Source organism: Exiguobacterium sp. SH0S7, assembly GCF_004337195.1.
In the GTDB taxonomy this organism is placed as follows: Bacteria; Bacillota; Bacilli; order Exiguobacteriales; family Exiguobacteriaceae; genus Exiguobacterium; species Exiguobacterium aurantiacum_A.
The window spans coordinates 42252-67524 of record NZ_SJVA01000001.1; the positions used below are offsets into that span (position 1 = coordinate 42252).

At 55.5% G+C, this 25273-nt stretch carries 22 protein-coding genes and 2 riboswitches; of the genes, 7 read left to right on the plus strand and 15 right to left on the minus strand.

Annotated features, from left to right (window positions below; genetic code table 11):
* Nucleotides 1–2: 2 nt before the first annotated feature.
* Nucleotides 3–1970 carry a DNA topoisomerase IV subunit B gene (parE, locus tag EVJ22_RS00240; protein WP_131442836.1) on the minus strand — a complete coding sequence of 656 codons (1968 nt, stop codon included), beginning with the start codon at nucleotides 1968–1970 and terminating at the stop codon, nucleotides 3–5.
* 132 nt (nucleotides 1971–2102) lie between these two features.
* Entirely contained in the window at nucleotides 2103–2507 is a 405-nt protein-coding gene (locus EVJ22_RS00245; RefSeq protein WP_016508698.1) for a CoA-binding protein, read from the minus strand.
* A gap of 352 nt (nucleotides 2508–2859) precedes the next feature.
* Here EVJ22_RS00245 and EVJ22_RS00250 point away from each other — a divergent pair, with 352 nt between their 5' ends.
* On the plus strand, nucleotides 2860–3912 hold the full coding sequence (locus EVJ22_RS00250; RefSeq protein WP_071397536.1) for a GGDEF domain-containing protein: 1053 nt from the start codon (nucleotides 2860–2862) through the stop codon (nucleotides 3910–3912).
* A gap of 14 nt (nucleotides 3913–3926) precedes the next feature.
* Nucleotides 3927–4937, plus strand: a complete 1011-nt coding sequence (locus EVJ22_RS00255; RefSeq protein ID WP_071397537.1) for a tyrosine-type recombinase/integrase — start codon at nucleotides 3927–3929, stop codon at nucleotides 4935–4937.
* A gap of 58 nt (nucleotides 4938–4995) precedes the next feature.
* Here the strand turns inward: EVJ22_RS00255 and EVJ22_RS00260 are convergent, their stop codons facing one another.
* The 3 genes from EVJ22_RS00260 to EVJ22_RS00270 all read right to left on the minus strand — a co-directional run bounded on the left by EVJ22_RS00260 (nucleotide 4996) and on the right by EVJ22_RS00270 (nucleotide 8586).
* On the minus strand, nucleotides 4996–6135 hold the full coding sequence (locus EVJ22_RS00260) for a hypothetical protein (RefSeq protein WP_071397539.1): 1140 nt from the start codon (nucleotides 6133–6135) through the stop codon (nucleotides 4996–4998).
* The gene (locus EVJ22_RS00265; RefSeq protein WP_071397540.1) at nucleotides 6132–7343 is read right to left on the minus strand and encodes a hypothetical protein; all 1212 of its coding nucleotides are present in this window, start codon (nucleotides 7341–7343) and stop codon (nucleotides 6132–6134) included. The genes EVJ22_RS00260 and EVJ22_RS00265 overlap by 4 nt, the downstream gene beginning before the upstream one ends.
* Before the next feature lie 70 nt (nucleotides 7344–7413).
* Nucleotides 7414–8586, minus strand: a complete 1173-nt coding sequence (locus EVJ22_RS00270; RefSeq protein WP_131442838.1) for a MalY/PatB family protein — start codon at nucleotides 8584–8586, stop codon at nucleotides 7414–7416.
* Nucleotides 8587–8703: 117 nt separating this feature from the next.
* Between EVJ22_RS00270 and EVJ22_RS00275 the strand changes: the two genes are divergently transcribed.
* Nucleotides 8704–9360, plus strand: a complete 657-nt coding sequence (locus EVJ22_RS00275; RefSeq protein WP_131442840.1) for a M48 family metallopeptidase — start codon at nucleotides 8704–8706, stop codon at nucleotides 9358–9360.
* 49 nt (nucleotides 9361–9409) lie between these two features.
* On the opposite strand, the gene EVJ22_RS00280 is transcribed toward EVJ22_RS00275, so the two are convergent.
* The 4 genes from EVJ22_RS00280 to EVJ22_RS00295 form a co-directional block, all read right to left on the minus strand.
* Nucleotides 9410–10315, minus strand: a complete 906-nt coding sequence (locus tag EVJ22_RS00280) for a methyl-accepting chemotaxis protein (protein ID WP_173647365.1) — start codon at nucleotides 10313–10315, stop codon at nucleotides 9410–9412.
* A gap of 368 nt (nucleotides 10316–10683) precedes the next feature.
* Nucleotides 10684–11934, minus strand: a complete 1251-nt coding sequence (locus tag EVJ22_RS00285; RefSeq protein WP_131442842.1) for a hypothetical protein — start codon at nucleotides 11932–11934, stop codon at nucleotides 10684–10686.
* A 9-nt stretch (nucleotides 11935–11943) separates the two neighbouring features.
* On the minus strand, nucleotides 11944–13245 hold the full coding sequence (locus tag EVJ22_RS00290) for a hypothetical protein (protein WP_071397544.1): 1302 nt from the start codon (nucleotides 13243–13245) through the stop codon (nucleotides 11944–11946).
* Nucleotides 13246–13349: 104 nt separating this feature from the next.
* Nucleotides 13350–13733: a DUF302 domain-containing protein gene (locus tag EVJ22_RS00295; RefSeq protein ID WP_070327234.1), complete on the minus strand. Its 384-nt coding sequence runs from the start codon at nucleotides 13731–13733 to the stop codon at nucleotides 13350–13352.
* A 174-nt stretch (nucleotides 13734–13907) separates the two neighbouring features.
* On the opposite strand from EVJ22_RS00295, the gene EVJ22_RS00300 reads away from it, so the two are divergent.
* Nucleotides 13908–14303 (plus strand): Spx/MgsR family RNA polymerase-binding regulatory protein, encoded by a 396-nt coding sequence (locus EVJ22_RS00300; RefSeq protein WP_070327923.1) that lies wholly within the window; start codon nucleotides 13908–13910, stop codon nucleotides 14301–14303.
* A 30-nt stretch (nucleotides 14304–14333) separates the two neighbouring features.
* Here the strand turns inward: EVJ22_RS00300 and EVJ22_RS00305 are convergent, their stop codons facing one another.
* From EVJ22_RS00305 to EVJ22_RS00325, 5 genes are all read right to left on the minus strand, one after another.
* The gene (locus EVJ22_RS00305; protein WP_131442844.1) at nucleotides 14334–14996 is read right to left on the minus strand and encodes a methionine ABC transporter permease; all 663 of its coding nucleotides are present in this window, start codon (nucleotides 14994–14996) and stop codon (nucleotides 14334–14336) included.
* A complete protein-coding gene (locus tag EVJ22_RS00310; protein ID WP_131442846.1) occupies nucleotides 14968–16002 on the minus strand; it encodes a methionine ABC transporter ATP-binding protein in 1035 nt (344 codons plus the stop codon). The genes EVJ22_RS00305 and EVJ22_RS00310 overlap by 29 nt, the downstream gene beginning before the upstream one ends.
* A 9-nt stretch (nucleotides 16003–16011) precedes the next feature.
* Nucleotides 16012–16833 carry a MetQ/NlpA family ABC transporter substrate-binding protein gene (locus EVJ22_RS00315; protein WP_131442847.1) on the minus strand — a complete coding sequence of 274 codons (822 nt, stop codon included), beginning with the start codon at nucleotides 16831–16833 and terminating at the stop codon, nucleotides 16012–16014.
* Between the two features lie 77 nt (nucleotides 16834–16910).
* A riboswitch (SAM riboswitch) is annotated at nucleotides 16911–17014 on the minus strand.
* Between the two features lie 41 nt (nucleotides 17015–17055).
* Nucleotides 17056–18072 carry an iron-containing alcohol dehydrogenase family protein gene (locus tag EVJ22_RS00320; RefSeq protein WP_071397547.1) on the minus strand — a complete coding sequence of 339 codons (1017 nt, stop codon included), beginning with the start codon at nucleotides 18070–18072 and terminating at the stop codon, nucleotides 17056–17058.
* Entirely contained in the window at nucleotides 18069–19244 is a 1176-nt protein-coding gene (locus EVJ22_RS00325) for an aminotransferase class I/II-fold pyridoxal phosphate-dependent enzyme (protein ID WP_071397548.1), read from the minus strand. Before EVJ22_RS00325 ends, EVJ22_RS00320 begins: the two co-directional genes overlap by 4 nt.
* A 76-nt stretch (nucleotides 19245–19320) precedes the next feature.
* Nucleotides 19321–19421, minus strand: a riboswitch (SAM riboswitch).
* A gap of 177 nt (nucleotides 19422–19598) precedes the next feature.
* On the opposite strand from EVJ22_RS00325, the gene EVJ22_RS00330 reads away from it, so the two are divergent.
* The 3 genes from EVJ22_RS00330 to EVJ22_RS00340 all read left to right on the plus strand — a co-directional run bounded on the left by EVJ22_RS00330 (nucleotide 19599) and on the right by EVJ22_RS00340 (nucleotide 23838).
* Nucleotides 19599–20699, plus strand: a complete 1101-nt coding sequence (locus EVJ22_RS00330) for an AI-2E family transporter (protein WP_131442849.1) — start codon at nucleotides 19599–19601, stop codon at nucleotides 20697–20699.
* Nucleotides 20700–20957: 258 nt separating this feature from the next.
* Nucleotides 20958–22202: an MDR family MFS transporter gene (locus EVJ22_RS00335; protein ID WP_131442851.1), complete on the plus strand. Its 1245-nt coding sequence runs from the start codon at nucleotides 20958–20960 to the stop codon at nucleotides 22200–22202.
* A gap of 142 nt (nucleotides 22203–22344) precedes the next feature.
* Nucleotides 22345–23838: a peptide MFS transporter gene (locus EVJ22_RS00340; protein ID WP_131442853.1), complete on the plus strand. Its 1494-nt coding sequence runs from the start codon at nucleotides 22345–22347 to the stop codon at nucleotides 23836–23838.
* A gap of 53 nt (nucleotides 23839–23891) precedes the next feature.
* Here EVJ22_RS00340 and EVJ22_RS00345 read toward each other — a convergent pair whose 3' ends face one another.
* Complete coding sequence (locus tag EVJ22_RS00345; RefSeq protein ID WP_131440764.1) at nucleotides 23892–25187, minus strand: glutamine synthetase family protein; 1296 nt, start codon at nucleotides 25185–25187, stop codon at nucleotides 23892–23894.
* Between the last annotated feature and the right edge of the window lie 86 nt (nucleotides 25188–25273).

Here is a 25273-nt window from a genome sequence, read left to right on the forward strand (position 1 = left end):
CGTTACATCACTTCCTCAATCGCTTTAGTCACATGTTCATTGGCGATGATCGAATCATCTTCTTGGAGCCCGAAGGCGACGTTCTCCTCGATCCATTCGCGGCGGTGGGCAACGTTGTCCCCCATGAGCACCGAGACGCGCTTGTCAGCGACGGCAGCGTCATCGATCGTCACACGGATAAGTGTCCGTGTGTCCGGGTTCATCGTCGTCTCCCACAGTTGATCGGCGTTCATCTCACCGAGACCTTTGTAGCGCTGGATGATATAGCCTTTTTTGTACACTTTGACGAGTTTCTCGAGCGCTTCCTCGTCCCAGGCGTATTCGAACTGCTCCGACTTGCCTTTCCCTTTCGAGATGCGATAGAGCGGCGGCAAGGCGACGAACACTTTGCCTGCTTCGACGAGCGGTCGCATGTAACGGAAGAAGAACGTCAACAAGAGCACTTGGATGTGGGCCCCGTCCGTATCGGCATCGGTCATGATGATGACTTTGTCGAAGTTGCAGTCACTGAGATCGAAATCGTGTCCGACCCCGGCGCCAATCGCGTGGATGATCGTGTTGATCTCCTCATTTTTCATGATGTCAGTGAGTTTCGACTTCTCCGAGTTGATGACCTTCCCGCGGAGCGGCAAGATCGCCTGGATCGTCCGGTCACGGCCTTGTTTGGCCGAACCGCCGGCCGAGTCCCCCTCGACGAGGAATAGCTCGTTCTTGGCGGCGTTTTTTGATGTCGCCGGCGTCAGTTTCCCGTTCAGAATGCTCGAACGTTTCTTTTTCTTGCCGTTACGCGCCTCTTCACGCGCTTTTCGGGCCGCTTCACGGGCCTGGGCCGCGCGGATTGCTTTCTTGATTAGCATTGTCGCCATCTGCGGGTTCTCCTCGAGGAAGATCGTCAGCTGCTTGGCCATGACGGCGTCTGCGCTGGCACGGGCTTCAGGCGAGCCGAGTTTCGACTTCGTCTGTCCCTCGAACTGGAGGAACTCCTCCGGGATCCGGACCGAGACGATGAGCGTCAAGCCTTCGCGGACGTCGCCGCCGTCGAGGTTCTTGTCTTTTTCTTTCAACAAGCCGTTTTTGCGGGCGTACTCGTTCATGATCCGGGTCATCGCCGTCTTAGCGCCGACTTCATGCGTCCCGCCGTCCCGGGTGCGGACGTTGTTGACGAACGACAACACGTTCTCCGAGTAGGCGTCCGTGAACTGGAAGGCGAGTTCGAGCTCGATGTCGTTCTCGGTCCCTTCGAAGTAGACGGTCGGGTGGAGCGTCGCCTTGTCGTCATTCAAATAGTGGACGAACTCGGCGATCCCGTTCTCGTAATGGAACGTCTCTTGCTTGTCCGAGCGTTCGTCGGTCAACGTGATCGTCAACCCTTTCAATAGGAAAGCCGACTCCCGGAGCCGTTCGGCGAGCGTGTCGTAGTTATACGTCGTCGTCGAGAAGATGGTCGTGTCCGGCTTGAAGTAGACGCTCGTCCCGGTCTGGCGGGCTTTCCCCGTCTCGAGGAGCGTCGTCTGTGGCACACCGCCGTCAGCGAACGTCTGCTCGAACACTTTGCCATCGCGATAGATCGTGACGAGTAGTTTGCTCGAGAGCGCGTTGACGACCGAGGCACCGACCCCGTGCAGTCCGCCTGACGTCTTGTAGCCGCCTTGGCCGAACTTTCCGCCGGCATGGAGGACCGTGAAGATGACCTCCGGCGTCGGTTTTCCCGAGGCGTGCATCCCGGTCGGCATACCACGCCCGTGGTCACGGACCGTGATGGCATCGTCTTTATGGATTGTCACATCGATCTGGTCGCCGAACCCACCGAGCGCCTCGTCGATCGCGTTGTCGACGATCTCGTAGACGAGATGGTGCAGCCCGCGATGGTCGGTCGAGCCGATATACATCCCTGGTCGTTTCCGAACGGCAGCGAGCCCTTCGAGCACTTGGATGGCATCTTCATTATAATTAAATAGTTTTGTTGACATGTCAGTCACCTCATCTTCGAACACATGTTCGTTTTTCATACCTAATTGTATAGCTGTTTCGGGATTCTGGCAAGCCTTCCTCTCCGCGCCGTTGACGCGTGAAAAAAAGTAGACCTGCCGCAGGGGCAGGTCTCAGCCGAGGAGTCGAGCGTGCTCGACGTAAATACACCGGTTCTCGATGTAGTCAAGTCCGGCAGCGTGAACGATTCGTTCGGCGTCCTTGCTCGACAGACCGAGCTGGTTAAAGACGAGTCCGACATCCCCATGACGGACCGCGTCCTCGGCGACGCCGGCCAAATATTCGTTCCGGCGAAACACGTCGACGATATCGATTCGTCCCGGGATGCTCTCGACCGTCGGATACACCTTGCGGCCGTTCCACGTCTCGAGCGTCGGATTGACAGGGATGACCGTATACCCTTGCAGGAGCAAATACTCCGCAATCTGGTTGGCGGTCTTGTTCGGGTTCGATGACACACCGACGACAGCGATCGTCTTCGCTTCAGCGAGATGTTGTTTCAAACGTTGGTCGTCCATCCTGAAATCCCCCTTTTGTTTACGTTCTCAGTGTAACGTTACCTCGTTCCCCGTTTCAAGCTTTATTTTCGCTTAACGGATGAACGGCTGTCGAAACAAAAGTTTATATCCCTCATAGCGGTTTACATAATAATGTATTGTCACCCTGTTGACTCGCTTTTAAATCGAACGATGCCACCGTGTCTGTTTTAACGAATCAAATGACGCTTCTATAAACATTGCGTGAAATATCTATTTCACGCAATTATAACGTCCTGAAATCAACGTTTACAGAGAGTGGATTGACTCGATTCTCGAACAGGCGTAGGCAAATCCTTACAGTTTCGGTATACTGGAACGAGGAGGTGTTCACGTGGGGACTGCCTATGAGGAACGTCGCGGTACACTGTATAATTACCGCATCACTTTTTACGGGAACGCGCTCGCCTGGCTCATCCATGTCGTGTTCTTGGTCACGTTTTGGCGTCTCGACGTCACGGTGCTCGCCTGGTCGAACGTGTTCAGCGTTCTTTATTACACGCTCTCATTTTATTTCGTACATAAACGGTACTACCGGACGTTCTTTATCGGACTGTTCGTCGAAGTCGTCTATAACGCCATCATCTCGACGATCGTCCTCGGGTGGGGCGCGAACGTTCATTACTTCATCATCATGGTGGCGTACGGTGTGTTCTTCATGCCGAACGTCAGTCGCTTGGTCCGCGTCATGTCGACCGGGCTCGCGATGGCGATCTACGGGTTCCTTTACTTGAACGTCACGGTCGGGACACAGCCGCTCGCCCCCGTGTTCGAGCAAGTGATCGGGCTGACTTGTCTGCTGTCGACGATCGCACTCATCGCCGGGCTGACGTTCGTGTTCGAGAGTTCGGTCGTCGAGGTGACGACCGAGTTAGAACGGTCGAACGAACGATTGAACGTCCTCGCTTCACGGGACGGATTGACCGGGCTGTATAACCGAATGACCGGCTATCAACGAATCGAACAAGCCATCAAAGAGGCAGTGGAAGACGGTAGACCTTACGCCGTCGCACTCGCCGATATCGACCACTTCAAAGCGTTCAACGAGCGCCACGGCCATGATTGTGGCGATCTCGTCCTCAAACAAGTCGCCGCCGCCCTCGAGCGGACCGACGGGATCTGTGTCCGTTGGGGTGGAGAAGAGTTTTTGCTGTTCATGAGCAATCAGACAGCAGATGAGGTCGCAGAGACGCTCGACTGCCTCCGGGAACGGATCAAGACGACCGAGACGATCTATGACGGGCGTCGCCTCAGCGTCACGATGACGTTCGGCGTCTCGTGCCGCGACGGGTTAGAGGCCGTCGACACACTCGTCAAAGAAGCAGACGACCGCCTCAGGGCCGGAAAACAGGCCGGCAAGGACCGGATCGTCACATCGATCAGTTAAAAAGGAGAGATTTTTTGAGTATATTCCGCCAGCTCGGGCAAGCGCCGGCACGTGTCACGACGCAGCGTTTCAAGCTGAACGGATACGAGCGCATGCCCGGCTTCATCCAACGTTTCTTGAACCATTTGGCCGCGAAACACTATTCAGAACAGACCGCGCAGCGGTACTTATACGATTTCTTCGACTTCTTCCGGTGGGTCGAGGCCGCGAGCGCATCCGAGGTCGACCCAACCACGGTCGACCTCGCCTCGTTCGTCGAACTCGATTATGCGGGCGCGGATGCCTACGCGTCCTATCTCGCGCTCGAGCTCGATAACGCCCCGAGCGTCATCAACCGAAAGTTGTCGACGATGCAGTCGTTGTTCAACTTCTTGATCGAGTCCGGGATCGCGTCACACAACCCGTTCCAAGCGGTCGAGCGTCCAAAGCGCGCCAAACGGAACCCGGTCTATTTGACGGAACACGAGTGGCTCGACTTCTCGACGCTCGTCCGCAGCAACGTCGGCATGTCCGACCGCGAGGCGAGCTGGTACGAACGGAACCGCGACCGTGATTTTCTGATCATTCAGCTGCTCGGACTGACCGGGATGCGCGTCTCCGAACTCGTCGGTCTCGACTGGAGTGACATCGACCTCGCGACCGGGACGATCCGTGTCATCGGGAAAGGGAACAAAGAGCGGGTCATCCCGCTCGCCTCCCCGCTCGAGCCGTTGCTGCTTGACCATCGCCAAGACGGGACCGGGCCGCTGTTCCGTTCCGATAAAGGAAGACGCATCTCGGTCAGGACGGTGCAACATCTGCTCAAAGGACACATCGACCGGTTGAAACCGTATCTCCCGTTCTTGACCCACAAGCAGGTCACGCCACACAAACTTCGCCACACGTTCGCTTCCCGGTTGGCGATGAGCGGGGTCGACGTCTTGACGATCCAACAACTTCTCGGTCACGAGTCGGTGGCGACGACGCAAGTCTATGCCCATATCGGTGACGAGAAGAAAAAACAAGCGTTATCCGGTTTACGATAATATGTTATGTAAACCATACTGTAAAAGCACGGCCCTCGATTCGTAGAGGGCCGTGCTTTTACAGTTGTTTCGTCGACAAGATGACGATCGTCTCGTCGAGTACCGTATAATAGGCGTCTTCGAACGCCTGTCGCTCGTTCGCCTCCAAGTTGAAGATGCTGACCCCGCCGTTGCGCCCATCGGCCGATTCGTGGATGAAGTAGTTCGCGTCGAGCACCCGTTCGAACGGTGCCGTGTCCAAAAATCTCGCCCCGGTCGTCGCATCGATCAACTCGGTATGCTCCATCGATTCTTCGACCTTGATGAAGATGGTCGAACTGACGTCGTCATACGTGAAATCGATCGGCTCATAGGCACCCCAGTCGACGACGGCGAGCTCGTGCAGAACGTCCGGTGCCGCCAGTTCGTACACCGTCTCCTCATTGGCTGCGTCGATGAACGCCGCAAACCGGAGTTTTTTGTCACGCTCCCCGAGATACTGGACCGTGTCCCCCTCCCCTTGCAACCGGATCAAATCATCGAACGGGATCTCGTCCGCTTTCGACCAAACGGCCTCGACCGCTTCGTCGAGCGGACAGATGAGAATCGCTTCGGAATGGTCGATCGGGTCATCGGGTGAGATGCGTCCCGATTCGAGCGCGTCATAGTAATCAAACTCGTCCAACCGTGCGTTACATACGATGTAAGACACGCCTTCGAGCTCCGTCGTGAACAAATACAGTTCACGGAAGCGCCCGGCATGTCCGACGAGCCGCTCGTCACGGATGCGTTCTTCGCGGGACGTCTCGGCGTCGAACAACCACGCTTCGTCTGTCGTGTCATAACTCGTCAAAAAGAGGAAGTAACGGTCGGCGAGCACCCAATATAACGTGCTGTTGCCCCGTTTCTCGAACGTCGTCAACACTTCTTCATCACCTGTACGGTAGTCGAACGCAATCAGTTCCGTGCTCACGACCCCGGTCCGGTCCGGGGTCTCGTTCAAAAAGTAGACACGGTCGGTGCTGATGAACAGTTTTGATAGGCCATAGTCTTCGAAGACGCGGCGATTCATTTGCGTGATGGTGCCATCCGCTTCATCGTACCGAAAGATGGAAAAGCTCGTCTCCCCCGTCTTCTCACGGTAGTACACAGACGACTCAGTGACGGCGATCAAGTCTTCGTGGCTGATTGACATGGCGCGTGCATCGACGATTCTCATAGAGCACCTCTTTCATAAGTGGATTCGATCGGTTCGACTGTGACGATACCGGGAGGACGTTTCGGGAACGAGATCCGAAGATGGGCGTACTCGATGATCGACTGGTGAGAGTCTGTCTTCTCGACCCAGCGGATCCGTTGCTGGTTCGAGAGCGCGTGGCCGATCTTCTCTTCGATTTGAAACTTGGAGATGCCGCGATAAGCGACTTCTTGAATGTAGGTCGACTCATCGGACTCGAACTGCTGCCACACTCCCATGACGAGCTGTCCGAGGGCCGAGACCCGGTTCTCGGGCAAACGGACCGTGCGCAACGTCTGCTCGACTTCTTTCAGACAGACGACCGGGTCGTCGGCGACCGCGAACAACCGCTTCGCCGAGTTGTTCATGACCCGATAACGGCGCTTCCCGCTCTCGAGCCGAAGCACTTGGGCGTACGGTTCGACCGGTACGCCGTGAAAGAACGTGTCCGTCCCGCCCCAGGCGAACCCGAACGACGGGTCAAACTTCCGGATCGTTCGCATGAACGCGAGCATGAAGTCTTCGACTTCCCTGCGCTCGAGCCGGAGCCATTCGGCGAGCGCCAACGGTCCGTGCTGTTTCGAGATCCGGTCGACCGGAAAGAACAGGTCCCCTTCGGCGAGACGGTGGGGGCGCAATTCGACCCCATCGGCCCGGTAGTCGGTCGCTTGACGGCCGCTGCGCCCCGCATAGATGATCCACTCGTCATCAGTGCTCTCGATGGCGTACGCCTGATGCGCCCAAGGAGGTGTCACGTACAGCGCCGGGAACTCCTCATACGTCTCGAGATGCAAGTACGAGCGGTCGTTCCAGATTTGGGCGAGCAATCGGACGATTTCCCCCGTATCCGAGTCTTTCGGGGCGATATAGTTGCCGGTGTTTCCGATATAGGTCAAGACGTGGAAGTCGTAGGCGTGGTAGAGGTGCCGGACGATCCGTTCGAACACCGCTGCGATCATCCGCTCGAACAACGGGTGGTCCTCGCTCCGGTCGACCGTCGTCGCATCGACGGTACACATGAGCCAGCCCATGCGCACATACAGCCGGATGCGGAGCGGATAAGAGATCAACGGCGACGAGGACGCGTGGATCTCCGTCATTCCGATGTTGGCCATATTCTCAACCTCTAGCGTAAACCCGCTACGCCTCAGCTGCTCCTCCATCTTCTTCTTCCAATTGATCGTCTCCATCTGCCTCACTCGCTTTCTGTCGCCACGTCATCTTGACTGACTCGTTCTGAAATTTTTCCCGTTTCTCGTTTCATACAAACGCTTTTCCATCGGAATGGGTCTTGATCCGTCCGAGCGCCTCGTCAACGATCGTCCGGGATGTACCGAAGTTGAGACGCTCGAACGTCGACGCCGACGCCCCGAACGGAACACCCGGTGACAAGAAGACCCGCACCTCCTCGTGGAGCCATTTCTTCCGAGCTTCGGGCTCAAGGCCGAGCGCGGCGAAATCGATCCATAACAAGTAACTCGCCTCCGGCATGAAGCACGTCAGCCGGGGTAACTCGGCATTCAGGCGCTCGACGACATAGGTGGCTTGTTCCTCGAGCTCGGCCGTCAGCTGGTCGAGCCATCGTTCCGCCCGGACGTCTGTGTAGGCGGCGATGATGGCCGTATTGGCGAACGGTGTCGGTAGGACGTGGTGTTTGTTTTGGACTTGGATGATCCGTTTGCGCCAGGCGTCATCCGGACAGATGATGTACGACGCGAACAGGCCGGCGATGTTGAACGCCTTCGACGGGGCGCTCACCGTGATGACCCGGTCGTCGAGTCGGTTGATCGCCGTATGATGCTGCGACGGATACGTCAAATCGGCATGGATCTCGTCGGCGACGATGATGACGTCGTACGTTCTCGCCAACTCGACGACGCGCGCGAGCTCGGACTCTGTCCAGACGCGACCGACCGGATTATGCGGTGAACAGAGCAAAAACAGTTTCGCCTGTCGCATTGCGTGTTCGAGGGCGTCAAAATCCATCTCATACTTGCCATCGACTTGTTTGAGCGGGGCGTCACGCACAACGCGTTTCAATCCGGTCACGAGTTCATGGAATGGTGGATAGACCGGTGATTGGATGACGATCCCGTCCCCTTCCTTCGTCAACGCCTCGACGATGTGGGTCAGTCCGGGCACGACCCCGCTCGAGAACAATACATGTTCGGGGGTGATGTCGAGTCCGTGTCTCCGTCCGTACCAAGAGCTGACGGCTTCCTGGGCTTCTTTCGCGAACATCGTATAGCCGAACTCTCCGGTCGCCGCACGCGCCGCGAGCGCTTCCGAGATCGAAGGTGCCGTCCGGATATCGATATCGGCCACCCAGAGCGGCAGTACGTCAGACTTCACATGGAACCAGCGCTCGAGGCCGTCCCATTTCACCGAGTCGGTGCCGACTCGGTCAAGCGGTTGATGTAAGATTGATTTCATAGTGATCCCTCCTGTCCCTACTGTAACAAAAATTGAAGCCACTGGTCGTCAAAAGCGTGGCGGATTTTCGAGACGTCGGCTATAATCGACCGAGAACAGTGTTTGGAGGTGACAACGATGAGCGTACGCATTATCCGCCATAAACGGCGGAAGAAAGCGGCTTTCTACATAACGGCCGAAGGGATCGAGCTCCGCATCCCGGCCCGACTGTCGAACCGGGTCGTCGAGACGATCTTAAAACAGCATGCGGACTGGATCGAAGACCGGCTCGCGGCATTACCTAAAGCCCCGTCATTGCCGAACGACCGGCTCCGTTATCGAGGTGAGACCGTGTCGCTCGTGCGCACGAACACCGTTGACGCCTTCGACTACGACGGTACAGCTTTCCGGTGCCCGGACCGGTGGGACGAGTCTAGGATAGGGGCTGCCTACGAGGCGTGGCTCCGCGACGAGGCGCTCACTTATGTCACCGGGCGGGCGCCCCACTATGAACGTCTGCTCGGGGTGAGCGCCGCGCGCATCCGCATCGGCCATCAAAAGACGCGCTGGGGCTCGTGCAGCTCGCGCGGGACGATCTCGATCAACGTCCGGCTCATGCTCGCGCCGGTTGAGGTGATGGATTACGTCATCGCCCATGAATGGACGCATCTCGTCCATTTCGACCATTCCAAATTGTTTTGGTCGACTTTATCCTCTGTTTATCCGGACGTCGATGGTGCGATGGCCTGGTTGAAACAATACGGCCATACGCTCGTCGTCAAAAAAACCAATTGAGCGGACTCGCCACCGACGACGGTGGCGGTTCCTTCAATTGGTTTTTTCGTCAGATCGCCGAAGTGAACTGTTCGGCCGTCCCGTTCAATGACTGGGCCGACTGCTCGATCTTCCCGAAGCGTTCGAGCGTCGCTTCCATGATGTTGACACTCGCATGAATGTCTTCGTTCGATCGTGAGACGCCGTCGACGATCGAGGCGAGCTCTTTGTTCATCCCCTCGGTGTTGGCCCTGACCTCGATGACGGCGCGCTCGACGAGACGAGACAAATTACGGACCTCGGTCGCGACGACGTTGAAGCCGAGGCCGTGTTCACCTGCCCGCGCCGCCTCGATGGCGGCGTTCAGTGACAACAGGTTCGTCTGGGCCGCGATCTCTTTGATCGTGCTGGCGATTTTCGTGATCTCTGCCGCTTGGTCTTGAAGGTTGCCGAGCGTCTTCAAGTTTACCGATGCGTCCGACTCGAGCCGCTCGATCGTCTGCTTCAAATGTAGGCTCTCCTCCATGCCACGGCGGGCCCGGTCATCAAGATTCTCGGCCATATCACGGAACGTGCGGGCGTATCGTTCGATCGTCTGTTGCCGCTCGGTGATGTCCGAGGCGATCTTGACGACACCGATGACGTCATCCCCCTCATAGATTGGCATATACGTCGCCTCGAGCCAAATCGAGTCGCCCCGGGCGTCGACGCGCTCGATCTTGTCGGCCGAGCTGAACCCGTCGAACAACTTGTTCCAAAACGCTTGATAGTCCGTACTGTTGACGAAGCTCGGCGTACAGAACAGATGGTGCTGCATCCCGACCATCTCATCGCGTTTGTATTTCATCGCCTTGGCGAAGGCGTCGTTCACATCGACGACACGGCGCTGGCGGTCAAATCGAATCATCGCCATGTTCGCTTCGATGGCGCGAAGCACGTCTGGTGACGATAGGCTGACATCTCTTGTTTCAATCATTCCGATAATTCCCACCTTTATAATTTGAGTTATTTTAGGACATTTTTCCTTTGTTAGTACAATCGAATTCAAGTGTAACTTGTGACAAAAGTCCTGACTAGCGCCGTTTTTAATAGTAAGTCAATATCTTGAGTTTGAAGTATTTACCAACTTCATCACAGGTTATCAGACAATGAATCGCAAAAAAAGAACTCCTCGTTTACAGGAGTCCCATTCGGACCTTTTCGTGAAACTGACGGTGCTGATCTTGTAAAAAGATTTGCTTCTACATAGTTGTCGATTCTTCGGTCAGTTGCGCGCGTCTGGCGGATTCATCGACACCGCCAATCGTCGCTGCAGCCGAAGTCTCATCAAACCAAACGCTCTGCTTACTCCACTGCACTGGGAAAAAGTTCATGGAATATTTTCGCACCTTCACTCGACAACTTGAACTGTTCGTCCGTGTTCATATCTTTCACAAAGACATCAACTTTCTGCGAACGTTTGTGGTAACTCAACTCGAACTGTTGACCACGATTTCCTTTCAGCAGCGTCAAATACATGTACTCTCCTGCTTCCCCATTCTTGGTCGAAGGTGTCCCCGTCTCGAGCGCCTCGGTCAATCGTTCATAGCCTTGCCCCTCGATGCTGACCGCGTCCGGATAGTAAAACGGGACACTGGGATGGTACGGGTATTTATGGACATAACCGATCGAGACGGCATCGGTATCGGTCGGCTCCGTGATGAATGGATTCGGTTTGAATCGGATCGAGATCGTCTTCGTCATCTTTTGACCGTTTGACTCGTAGGTTAATTCGTATAACGGAAACGGTTCGAGCGGTTCGAGCGTACCGCCTTCAAGAAGCGTCCGGACATTTAAGTTGTCGACTCCGTCCAGTAATTCGCCATCGTTCAACGAATACTGTCCATAGTGAATCCCGTCATCCGACATTAACATGTATGGCGTCTTCGTCTTCGTGCCATATCCTAGCGCCACATGAGTGTCCTCCCTGACCACGTAAGGAGCAAAATTTAAATACGGTGTGAAGACCCCGTCGTCCCCGATTCCAAACTCGATGGACCCGTTGAAACCGGGCAAGATCGTATAAAGACTATCCAAGAATGGACGAATGGTCAGGTCTTGCCCGTAAGGATGGATCGCTTCTTCCCGTGATAACCTTTCCCGAATTTCTTCTGTCCCGCTTACTACGCTAGGTAGCAACGAGATCTCGCGTGCGGTCTCGTCTTTCAAAAACTCCGGTCTTGCATCCAGCTTGACCGCCCGATATCCCTCAACGTGGTCCGACTTACACAGCGCGTAAACGGCATCACCTTCGACGAACGATGTCTCATTGAAGGCGTATGTTTCAGTATCGGGCTCAGTGAAAGGCATTCGGCTTGCAAACGTCACGCCAAGTAAGGATAGATGGTCCTCCTCGATATCGTTGAGTAACTCGCCTTGTTCACAATAGGTCAACATGTCCTTGGCCTTGATTGCCTGCACTTCAAGGTCATGTGTGATGTGCTCTGCCGTCCAATGGGCCTCGACAACATCATATCGGACTACTTCTTGGTCCCGGGCGCATCCTGCAGCCAAAACGAATAGCGATAGACAGATTCCTAATCCGAACTTTTTCATCAGTTCACCTCAATTCTTCGGTTTCTTCTTCAAGTCGGGGAAGTAGGACAAGAACGTCTCCGCCCCTTCGCTCGTCAGTTTATACGTTTCCTCAGTAGATTGGTCCGTCACGTAGATATCCAGTTTCTTCGATCGCTGTTTATAAGTCACCTTGAATTCCTGACCTTTGAGCCCGTCGACGATCGTTAGAAGCGGATAGTCGCCCTGATCGCCTACACGTTTCGTCGGCTCGGCGGAATCGATTGCTTGAATCAGATCATCCATCTCGTTGCCGGCCGCACGCAACACAGCGGGATAGGATACTGTCGATTCGTTGTCAAACGGTTCCTGATGGAGATACACGAGCGGCCCGGTCACAATCGGCATATACTCCTCGTTAGGATGTGTCTCGAGCGTCTTTCGTTCATCAGTGGACAACAGCTTTGCGGCACGATATGTGATGCTTGCTGTCTCGGTCACCGCTTCTCCGTCGCGGGTGTAACTGAACTCATATAACGGATAGGTCTTATTCGGCACGAGTTCCGTGTCAAGCGGGAGTCTCTTGACGACGAGGTCGTCATACGTCGGTTCTTCTTTCGTTGGATCATTGATTGTATGTAACGGACTGACCGAAACGTAAAGGTCAGCAAGTAGTAATAACACGTATGGTTTGGCGTCACGCGAATCATAGCCAATGGCTAATTTGACATCTTCCACATCCGCCATCATCGGTTCGAACGCGAACAAAGGGAATTGGCTCGGCCGATCCCCGACGGTCAATTCGATCTCTCCGTGGATCGCAGGAGAAAACGCCATGACCGTATCGGGAAACGGCTCGATTTCATTCCCGGCCTCTGTCAATTCATCAGCATTTTGCACGGCGAGGCGAGCGGCTTCGTCTGCTGGACGGACAGACGGATAGTGCCGAATCGAATGACCCGCAGTCAAATCGACGAACTCCGGGAATGCATCGACCATTTCCACTGAATAATGTGGTGAGGCCATATCCCGACACATCGCATAATTTTCGTCCCCTTGTATGTATGTCACGGCTTTAAATCCATATTCCCAACCCGTGTCCGTCATCGGATGGCGGCTCGCCACGACCGTATCGAACACAGTCAGGTCGCCCTTCAACTCGGTCGTCAAGTCCCCAGTGCAGGCCGCGAGCGTCTCACCGGCCGATTCGAGCACCACTGGTTGTTCTAGTGAATATTTGCTGACGGTCCAATGGGCGTCGACATACGACAAGTTCACGACGTCTTGTTTCTCTTCACCACACCCGGCCAACAAGCTCGTGGATATTACAAGTAAACCGACTAACTTTTTCAAATTATCCGCCCCTTGAATTTTATTATCTCCAATTTTACCATTATATTACTTTGGAGAGGGTATGAAAAACCCGCCCATGAAATTGGACGGGTGCGATGAATCGATTAGATGCTGTTATCGATGGCGCGTGTCAGTCTCGTCTCGACATCCAGTGCGATGGACTGGAGCGACTCGTCCTCGATCAATTCGATCAGTTTCGTCGGTTTCGGCATGCCGACGTGGGTCGCCCCGTCTTTCGTGAAGACGGCGAGCTTGCACGGCAGGAAGTAGCCGCCCTCACGGTGCGCCGTGATGACTTTCTTGGCCTCTTTCGGGTTGCACACTTCGAGGATACGATAGTCCCCGTCGATGGCTTCACCTTTCTCTTTGAGCGTATCACTCAAGTCGAAATCCCACAGCACGCCGAACGCTTCGTCCTTGAGCGTCGCTTTCAACTTCTCGACCACTGCTTCGACCGACTGATCCGTCTTCACCGTATAATCAAACATGTAAGCCCCTCCTTGTTTGTTGTCTCTCTCGTCATGTACCCGAACTCGCTTGAAACGAATCGTTCCGACGATTTCGAAAAAAGTATATGTGATTTGAAACATATTCTACGCCGAACCCGTATAATCGAGAGACAATAAAGTAATCCAACCTTAGGAAAAGGAGAAGTGGTTGTCGTGACGGTCACCGTATTCACGCATACAAGCTGCAGTTCTTCCCGCAAGACGCTCGATTGGTTACGCGAACAGAATATCCCGTTCATCGAGAAGAAATTGACCGACCAAGGAATGTCGTTCACCGAGTTCAAGGAGATGCTCCGGCTCACCGAAAACGGGACGACCGATCTCTTGTCTGTCCAAAAAAGTGTCTACAAACAAGCGGCCGACCAGCTCGACGAGATGTCGCTCCGCGAACTGTACAGTTTTGTCGCGACGCATCCGCAGATCTTGAAGAGTCCGATCGTCGTCGATGACAACCGGATCCAGATCGGGTTCAGCGAGAAAGAGATCCGGACGTTCATCCCCCGGCATAACCGGATCGCCGACTTGAAACGACTATTAGACAAACAGTAAGAGCGCCGCAAATTTTGCGACGCTCTTTTGTCAGGCTTTCTTTAGCCGGGCCGCCAAGCGGTTGCCGAACGATTGGATCGACTGCACGAGCAGGATCAAGACGAAGATCGTCACGTACATGACTTCCGGCTCGAACCGGAGATGCCCGTACTGATAGGCGATATCTCCGAGTCCGCCCGCACCGACGAGACCCGCCATCGCCGTCGCACCGATCAGACCGATCGTCGCGATCGTCAGACCGAGCACGATCGACGACCGCGCCTCACGGATCAATACGTACCAGATGATCTTACGCGTCGAGATGCCCATCGCCTCGTACGCCTCGACGACGCCGCGATCGACTTCGAGCAGTGCCGACTCCATCAAACGGGCGATGTATGGCGCCGTGAAGACGATGAGCGGCAACAGCACGCCTTGGACGCCGATCGTCGTCCCCATGATGAAACGGGTGAACGGCAAGATGAAGAATAGCAGAATGATGAACGGGATCGAGCGGACGACGTTGATCACGCTCGACAATGCCCCGTAAAAGTAACGGTTCGCGAGCCGTCCATTCGGCCGCGTCAAGACGAGGAGCGTCCCGAGCGGCAAGCCGATCAGTGTCGAGATGACGAGCGCGATGCCGGTCATCGTCAGCGTCTGGATCGTGCCCGTCCAAATCAAGTCACCCCATTTTTCCCAAAACTGCAGCATGGTTCGTCACCTCCTTTACTTTGACGCCGCTCGCTTCAAGGTAGCGGACGGCTTGGTCGGTCTGTGCCCGGTCCCCGTCGAGATGGACGAGCAAGTTGCCGACGAGACCGCCTTTCAGCTTTTTGATCCCGCCCCCGATGATGTTCGGCAGCAGGCCGAACCGTTTCGTCAGCTCGGCGAGGACGGCCTGTTCGGTCTGGTGACCGATGAACGACAAGTTGACGAGCGTCCCGTGCGAGCTCAACACGTCGACGACTTCTTTCGGGACGTCGAGGTTCGCTTTCAAGAAGCGGCGCGTCGTCGGATGCTGCGGGTCCGAGAAGACGTCGAGGACGTCGCCTTCTTCGACGATCTTGCCGGCGTCGATGACGGCGACCCGGTCACAGATGCGCTCGATGACTTCCATCTCATGGGTGATCAAGAAAATCGTCAGACCGAGCTCGCGGTTGATCTCGAGCAACAGATCGAGGATCGACTCGGTCGTCTCCGGGTCGAGCGCGCTCGTCGCCTCGTCACTGAGCAGGATGTCCGGCTCGTGCGCCAAGGCCCGGGCGATGGCGACGCGCTGTTTCTGGCCGCCGGAGAGTTGCTCCGGGTAATGTTTACGGTGATCGGTCAGTCCGACGATATTGAGATACTTGTCGACCCGCTCGCTGATCGAGCGTTTATCGAGTCCTTCTAGGCGGAGCGGGATGGCGACGTTGTCTTCGACGGTCGCCGTCTTCAGCAGGTTATAGTGCTGGAAGATCATCCCGATGCGGTGACGGAGCTTTGATAACCCTTTTTTGTCGAGCGTCGTGATGTCTTGTCCCTCGATCTCGACTTGACCTGACGTCGGCCGTTCGAGCAGATTGATCATGCGGATTAGCGTGCTCTTGCCGGCGCCGCTCCGTCCGATGATGCCGAAGATCTCACCTTTTTCAATCGTCAGCGAGACGTCGTCGAGTGCCGTGACGGTCCCTTTGTTCACCGTGAACGTTTTTGAGATCTGTTTGAGTGCGATCATAGTGCCTCCTTAAAACGCCGGGACGATCGAGCCGTCGAACGTCTCTTCGATGAACGTCCGGACCTCGTCCGAGTGGTAGTAAGATTTGAGTGTCTCGACGACTTCATCGTCTTTGTTGTCGGTACGGACGACGACGTAGTTCGGGTACGGGTTGTCGACCGTGTCTTCATGGAACAACGCGTCCTCATTGATCGATAGGCCGGCACCCATCGCGAAGTTCGTGTTGATGGCCGCGAGCGCGACTTCCGGGAGCTGGGTCGGGAGCTGTGACGCCTCGAGCTCGATGAATTCGAGGTTGAGCGGGTTCTCGGCGATGTCACGTTTCGTCGCCTTGTCCGTCAATCCTTCTTTCAAGGTGATGAGTCCGGCCGTCTCATACAGGCGCAGCGCCCGAAGTTCGTTCGCCGGGTCGTTCGGGACGGCGACTTTATCGCCCTCCTTCAACTCCTTGATGTCCGTCAGCTTGTCCGAATAGAGCCCCATCGGGAAAGCGACCGTCTTGAACACGTCGTCGATCTTATAGCCTTTGTCCGCCTTCTGCAGCTCGAGGAACGACAGCGTCTGGTAACTGTTCACGTCGAGACTGCCTTCGTCGAGTGCGGTGTTCGGCGTGTTGTAGTCGTTGAACACCTTGATGTCGAGCTCGAGGCCATCCTCGGCCGCGAGTTCTTTTACTTTCTCGGCGATCTGCTGGTGCGGCCCACCCGTCACGCCGATCGTGAGGGCTTCTGTGCTGAGCGATTCGCTCGCGTCCGATTGGCCGCACGCCGACAAGGCGATGGCCGCGAGTAGAGATGTTCCTGCGAGTACTGTTTTCTGTTTGATGTTCATGAATGATTCCTCCTCCAAAATAAAAGCCCGCTACTCATAAAGAGTGGCGGGCACGACAAGTCAAAGACAGTCGGACACGCTCATCTCCCAGACGTTTCGTCTGTTGGAATTAGCACCATGATCATTACGATCTGGTTGCCGGGTTTCATAGGGCCAGTCCCTCCACCACTCTTGATAAGCTATCGGTCTTATTTAATTGTTATCATCTTACTTTTAATTCTTTTATTTGTAAACAGAAAATACTAAATTTTCAAAAATTATTTTCAAATAGTCAATATCGAGCGTTACGGGTGAACGTTGCAACTCGGTCTCGACCCGGACCGCGTCGACCAGTTGCGGTATGTCGGCCGGCACGAGTCCGAGCGTCTCAAGTGACGTCGGCGCGCCGATCCTGGCGAGCCACGCCTCTAAATATGGGGCGTCAGACGAGCCACGCAACCGTTCTTGGACAAGGAGGCCGAATCCGACCTTGTCGCCATGTAAGAACGGGTGGGTCGACTCGAAGCGGCTGAGCGCGTTGTGAACGGCGTGGGCGACGGCAACGCGTGTCCCGGCGTCCCCGAAACCACCGACGGCGCCGCCGACGGCGAGGATGTGATCGACCGCGAACCGGGTCTCTGGCCCATACGCGGTGAAACTGGACTCACTCAAGTCGAGTTCGACGAGCCGGCCGCATTGCTCGGCCAAGGCGAGACCGGTGTTGACGCCGGCGTCAGGCGAACTGTCGCCGCTCAAATAGCGGGCCTCGTAAAACTTGGCGACCGTGTCGATGACGCCGGCCCGGAAGTAGTCGTACGGCGAGTCGGTCACGACCCTTGCGTCGACGATGACCCGCTCGATGACGACGCGGAACACGTCGTAGCGGACGTATGCCCCTTGCTCGTCATAGATGACGCTGAGCGGCGTGAAGGCGGCACAGTTCGAGGCGAGCGTCGGGATGACGATCAGCGGGACACCTTGCCGGTAAGCGACGAGTTTCGCCGTGTCGACGAGCTTACCCCCACCGATGGCAATGAGGACGTCCACATTTTTCAAACGGAGCCGTTCGACCTCAGCGTCCGTGCATTCGCCGCCGAACAGCGATGTCGGATAGGCAGTGATCGCTGGCAGGACGCGCTTGACGACGTCAAAACCGTTCTGTCCGCGCAGCACGTGAGCACGACGGCCATCGATCAATTCATCGAGCCGCTCGAGCGCGTCATCCGCATGGTCGTACTCGAGCACGGCTTGGCGGATCATGCCCGGACCTCTTCATACGTCGCAAACAGTTTCTCGATCCGCTCGACGGCCTCGTCGATCTTCGGCTCGGCGGAGACGAGCCCGAACCGGACGTACCGCTCGCCTTCTGAGCCGAAGAAATAGCCCGGCGTCACGGCGACCCCTGCCTCGTGGAGCAGCTTATGGGAGAACGATTTGGCGTCCCCGTCCGGCACTTTCGCCCAGACGAAGAACGAGCCACTCGGGGCCGTGATGTCCCATCCGGCCTGACGTAACCCGTCGACGAGCCGGTCGCGGCGGGCCTCATACAACCGTGACAAGTCGTCCCGGAGCGAACGCGGTGACTCGAGCGCGGCGATGGCCGCCTCTTGGATGGCCGAGAACACGCTCACATGGACGTGGTCCTGGTACGTGTTGATCGCCTCGATGATGTCGCGGTTGCCGACGGCGAAAGCGACCCGCCAGCCGGACATGTTGAACGCCTTCGACATCGTATACACCTCGATGCCGATGTCTTTCGCACCCGGCGCCTGCAGGAAGCTCGGCGGGACGTGACCGTCGAAACCGATGCTGCCGTAGGCGAAGTCGTGGACGACCATGAGGTCATGCTTATTCGCGAACCGGACCGTGTCGTCAAAGAACGCGGGCGACGCGACGGCGCCGGTCGGATTGCTCGGGTAGTTCAAATACATGAGTCGCGCCCCCTGCGGATCGAGCGTCTCGTAATCAGGAAGATAGCCGTTCTCTTCCCGGAGGACGAGGTCGTGGACGACCGCTCCGGCGAGACGTGCCCCCGAGATGTAGTCCGGATAGCCCGGGTTCGGTAGCAACATGCCGTCACCTGGTTCGAGCACACATTGCGGGAGCGTGATGAGTCCCGACTTGCTGCCGATCAAGATGGCCACTTCGGTCTCGGCATCGAGCGCGACGCCGTATTCGGTCTGGTAGAATGTCGCGACCGCTTGCTTCAGGCGCGTCTGTCCCCGGAACGGTCCGTATTGGTGCGTCGCCGGGTCGAGCAGGGCCGTCTGCAGCGCCTCGCAGATCGAGGCCGGTGTCGGCAAGTCGGGCGTCCCTTGGCCGAGCCGGATGACGTCGCGGCCTGAACGCTCGAGTGCGGCGACTTCGGCGGCGAGTCCGACGAAATGCTGGGGTGGTAACGTTTTAAGTAGCTTCGAGCGTCTGTCTGTCATGAATAGTCCTCCTATGCAAAAACACCCCTTTCCGCGGAAAGGGGTGTCGAGATACGGACGTATTCAAACAACCACCTTTCCATCTCTCAAGGTCACCTTGCTGGAATTAGCACAGTATTGAAACAATCTGTTGCTGAAGCTTCATCGGGCCAGTCCCTCCGCTTCTCTTGATAGAAAGTGTTTTTATATGCAATTGATAATTTCTGTAATATGTCATTTAGTAAACCAAACGTTACCAACCTTGTCAATCCTTATTTCAAAAATTCCTTACCGCTATTGAATCCCGGTAAAAAAACGTTCATAGTAAAAGGTGAACGTTATTCTGCAAAATTTACAGCATGAGGGGATAGACCATTGGAACTAAACCGTCAGTTAATATGGAAGTTGAGCGTGATCGGACTGATCCTGCTCGTCCTATGGAAAGTCATCAGCGAGCCGGACACGATTTCTCGGGTCCTGCAGTATGCGTTTCAGCTGTTGACGCCGATCATAATGGGGATTGCCATCGCGCTGCTCCTCAACACCGTCCTATCCTATATAGAAGAGCGGTTCCACTTGAAGCGTTATCAAGGCTTGTTGATCGTCTACGTCACGTTCATTGGGATCCTCGTCGTGTCAGCGGTGACGCTGTTCCCACGCATCTATTCGAGTGTCGCCTCTCTCATCGAGGAGCTCCCGTTTTACATTCGCCAAATCGACGGCTTTCTCGGGCAGCTGAAAACGTATGTCGAGGAGTATAATGCGACGCTTGCCCAGGCCATCGACTTCAATCGGTTCGAGGAACGGTATTCCGGATGGGTCGAGACGGCCGTCGTGTCTTCGGTCGGTTACGTATCGAGCTTCACGATGACGTTGATCAACTTGCTGATCGGGATCGTCATCTCGATCTACTTGTTGAAAGACAAGGAAGTGTTCGCCCGGATGTTCAAGCGTCTGCTGTATGCGATGTTCCCGGTCGCTTCGGCGAAGACGACGATCGACATCTTCCAAGAGATGGACTATATCTTTAAACGCTACATCATCGGAAAGTCGCTCGACTGTCTCATCATCGGCGTGATGGCTGTCATCGGGCTCTTGATCATCGGTGCACCTTACGCGCTCTTGCTCGGTGTCATCATCGGGGTGCTGAACTTCATCCCATACGTCGGACCGCTCTTAGGGATGATCCCGGCGTTCATCATCACCTACTTCTACGACCCGTTCACGGCCCTGCTCGTCTTGTTGTTCATTTTCTTGCTGCAACAGTTCGACGGACTTTGGCTCGGGCCGAAAATTCTCGGCGACAGCGTCGGGATCACCCCGTTCTGGGTCATCACATCGATCATCATCGGGGGGAGCCTGTTCGGCCTCGTCGGGATGTTCATCAGCGTACCCGTGACCGCGATGATTCAAGTCGTCTTGTCCCGGTTGATCGATTATCGGCTCACCCGAAAGAATTTAAATGAACTGTTATGACGCAAGTCAAAATATGTTGACACATTTCAATAATCTGTCATACAGTTGAAAAGAAGAGTAAACTTACAGAAAGGAGGACCCGCCATGTCAGTCATGACGCAGCCACATCGTATCCAATTTCATACTGACAGGTCGGGGTCTTCCGTTTCATGAACTGTAGTCACCCGCCTGTCTTCCGAGGCGTACATAAGCAAGTAGGGACGAGTATGCCTCCGTGCATCCTTCGTCCCTTTTATTTTGTAGAAGCAGGTGAAACGCATGATTCAATCACTCAAACGGCTCGACCGTAACATTTGGATTCGCTTCCTCGGCGAGACGATCACCGGTGTCATGATGTTCATGATCGCCCCGTTCCTCGTCCTCTATTACAGCGACAAGCTCGACAGCTACGTCCAAGTCGGCGTCATCTTGGCGACCGGACCGATCATGGCGCTCATCGGCTCGGTCGTCGGCGGTCGTCTGGCCGACCTGTACGGCCGAAAACCGGTCATGATGACCGCCATCCTCGGTGATGCGGTCGCCCTCATCGGTTTCGCTTTCGCGGAAACGTTTTGGCCGCTCCTGCTCTTGAACGCGATGCTCGGCTTGACGAACTCGCTGTTCCACCCGGCAGCGAGCGCGATGGTCGCCGACGTGACCGAGCCGGAACAGATGAACGAGGCGTTCGGTCTGCTACGGATGGGGCATAACATCGGCGCGGCGTTCGGTCCCCTTCTCGGGAGTGCCGTCTTGTTCATCGACAGACAGTACATCTTCTTCACGGCAGCGTTCGTCTTTGCCTTGTATGCGCTCGTTCTCGGACGCTTCATCCGCGAGTCGCTCCCTGAGACGACCGGGCAGGACACACCGTCGAACCGTGACGTCTTGCGCGTCTTTTACAACGACAAAGTCTTTCTCGTCTTCATCTTCGCCGGCGTCTTCATCTCGATGGGCTTCTCGCTGGTCGAGAGCATGTTGCCGCTGTTCTTGAAAGAGTCGATGCCGTCGTTCACCGACCGCGAGAACCCGTTCGCCTATCTGCTCGCCTTGAACGGCATCATGGTCGTCTTGTTCCAATTCCCGATCGCCTCAAAACTCGGGCGCAAACCGTTCGGCAACGTCATGCTGGTCGGGGCGACGATTTTCGGGATCGGGATGATGTTGATTGCGGTCGTGCCGCGGCTCCTCTATACGCTCGGTACCCCGTACCTCGTCCTCGTCGGTATCCTGCTCGCCGTATACGCGTTCTATACGCTCGGCGAGATGATCATGTCGCCCGTCCAACAGACGTTCATCGCCATGATCGCCCCCGAGAACATGCGCGGTGCCTATAACGGGGCCGCCAGCATCCAATGGTTGATCGGCGGCGTGACCGCACCGCTCATGGCCAGCCTGTTCCTCGACCAACGCGCCGGGCACATCGCCCTCATCCTTGTCGGGGCGGCAAGTTGTTTGTCGGGTCTCATCTATTGGCGTCTCGGAAAATATGTTAGCGCTGAAGAAGCCAGGCAAAAGACCGCTTAATTGTTCAATCCACCTAAAACAACTTGGTTTAGGTGGATTTTTGTTTCGTTTCAAATCTGTTAAAATTTGAACTTCACCTTTATTTTTCCTTTACAAACATAATGATTCTTCTTATGATAATACGGTCAAGGAGGGATCTTTCATGGAAAGGATCGATAAACAGAAAATTGTGGACAGTGTGCCACAAAAAGGATTTTTCGGACAGCCGAAAGGCTTGTTCACGTTGTTCTTCACTGAATTTTGGGAGCGCTTCTCGTATTACGGGATGCGGGCCATCCTCGTCTTCTACATGTATTACGAGGTATCGGAAGGCGGTCTCGGTCTCGACCAGAAGGTCGCCTTGTCAATCATGTCCGTGTACGGCGCGCTCGTCTACATGTCAGGAGTCATCGGGGGATGGCTCGCCGACCGCGTCTTCGGGACGTCCCGGGCCGTATTTTTCGGTGGTGTGTTCATCATGCTCGGTCATATCGTCTTGTCGATCCCAGGCAGTCTCACGTTCTTGTTCATTTCAATGGGATTGATCGTCATCGGTACGGGTCTGTTGAAACCGAACGTCTCAAGCATCGTCGGTGACTTGTATCACGAGACGGACCGTCGCCGTGACGCCGGGTTCAGTATCTTCTACATGGGGATCAACCTCGGTGCCTTCATCTCGCCTTTGATCGTCGGTGGCGTTCAAAAGAGCTACGGCTTCCATTGGGGCTTCGCCCTGGCTGCGGTCGGGATGTTCATCGGTCTCGTCGTCTTCCTCCTCACGAAAAAAGGCAACCTCGGCCTCGCCGGGTCTTACGTGCCGAACCCGTTGACGGCGTCTGAAAAGAAGAATGCGATCAAATACACAACATTGGCCGTCATCCTTATCGGTGGTCTGCTCGCGATTTTGATCCCGCAAGGCTTGTTCACGATCAACACGTTCATCGGACTCGTCGGTGTGTTCGGGATCGCCATCCCGACGATCTACTTCATCGTCATGTACCGAAGCCCGAAAACGACAGAAGTCGAGCGATCACGCATCATCGCCTATATCCCGCTCTTCATCGCCTCGGTCATGTTCTGGGCGATTCAAGAACAGGGCGCGACGATTTTGGCAAGCTATGCCGATAAGCGGACCGATCTTGAATTTTTAGGATTCACGCTGTCACCGGCCTGGTTCCAGTCGTTGAATCCGTTGTTCATCATCATGCTCGCTCCCGTGTTCGCGTGGCTATGGGTGCGGCTCGGTGATCGTGAGCCGAGCATCCCGACGAAGTTCGCTTTCGGGATCTTGTTCGCCGGTTTGAGCTTCCTCGTGATCTTGCTGCCGGCCTACTTCGGTGGACCGGACACGCTCGTCAACCCGCTCTGGCTCGTCCTCAGTTACTTCATCATCGTCCTCGGTGAGCTCAGTCTGTCTCCGGTCGGTCTGTCGGCGACGACGAAACTCGCCCCGGCCGCCTTCTCGGCCCAGACGATGTCGCTGTGGTTCTTGTCGAACGCGGCGGCACAAGGGATCAACGCCCAGCTCGTCCGGTTCTACTCGCCAGAGAACGAGATGCTCTACTTCGGGATCATCGGCGGAGTGGCGATCGTGCTCAGCATGATCTTGTTCGCGCTGGCCCCGGTCATCAAAAAGTATATGCGCGGTATCCATTAAGTCAAAAAAACGCCATTCCTCGCGCGAGGAATGGCGTTTTATTATTTATCGGATTACTTACGGACTTGGATGAGCGACAAGTAACGGTCGATCATGTCGTGGTTGAAGTAGTCGTGGAAACGGTCTTGCTTCAATGCTTGGATCGACTCATGGAACGTCGCCGGGAGCGACGAGATGCCTTGGCTCTCGATCTGTTTCGCCGAGTACTCGAACAAGTCGTCCTCGTTCGGTGCCGACGGCTCGATCTTGTGCTCGATCCCTTCAAGACCGGCGTAGATGAGCGCCGCAAGTGCCAAGTACGGGTTCGCGCTCGGGTCTGGGTTACGGACCTCGACGCGTGTCGCGCTGCCGCGTGAAGCTGGGATGCGGATCATCGAGCTACGGTTCGACGGGCTCCAACAAATGTTGACCGGTGCCTCGAACCCTGGGACGAGGCGCTCATATGATTCCGGGAGCGGGTTCGTGAAGATGGCCGTCGCCCGGGCATGCTTCAAGATCCCTTCGATGAAGTGGCGGGCCGTGTGCGAGAGACCGTAGTCAGACTCCGGCTCTTCAAAGGCGTTATCGACCGGGTTGCCGTCTTTGTCGTTGTTCCAGACCGAGATGTTCAAGTGCATCCCTGATCCGTTGACGTCACGGAGCGGTTTTGGCAAGAACGATACTTTAGCCCCTTTTTCCTGTGCCGCGAGCTGGACGACTTCCTTGAAGAACTGGATGTTGTCCGCCGTATGCAAGGCGGTGTCGTACTTGATACCGATCTCGTGTTGGGCCGGTGCGACCTCGTGGTGGACCGCTTCGATGTTGAAGCCGACCTCGCTCAAGCGGTTGGCGATATGTTGACGTACTTCGTAGCCTTTATCTTCTGAACGTGTCGAGAAGTAACCGGCCTCGTCATAAAACTCGCCGTTTTCGTCAAAGATGAAGAATTCTGGTTCGGCCCCTACGAAGATGGAGTAACCGTCACGGGCAGCGCGCTCTAACGCGTCTTTCAACACGTTGCGCGGGTCGAACTCGTAACGTTCGCCGTCTGGTGTGCAGACGTCACAGAAGAAAGCGAGTATGCTCTCGTCACCGTCTTGTTCGTAGCGTGGTCGATCTAAATCCGGTCTCAAGAATAGGTCTGAGTTTTTGATAGAAGAAAAACCGGCGATTGACGAGCCGTCGAACATCGTCTTCCCTTCAAAAACTTCCGGCAACAGCTTTGCAGAAAGAGTCAACAGCTTCAAGTCTCCGATCACGTCAGAGAAATACATGTGGATTTGCGTAATCCCTTTCTCTTGGACCGTTTTTTCAATCTCTTCTTGCTTCTTCCTATTGCCGTCCTTATCAGTTCCGAATAGATTTGCCATGATTCTTAAAAACCTCACTTAATTTATTTGACAGGTCATCACTGTCATGACGTACCATACGTACGCTTCTCCTTAAGTCATAACCT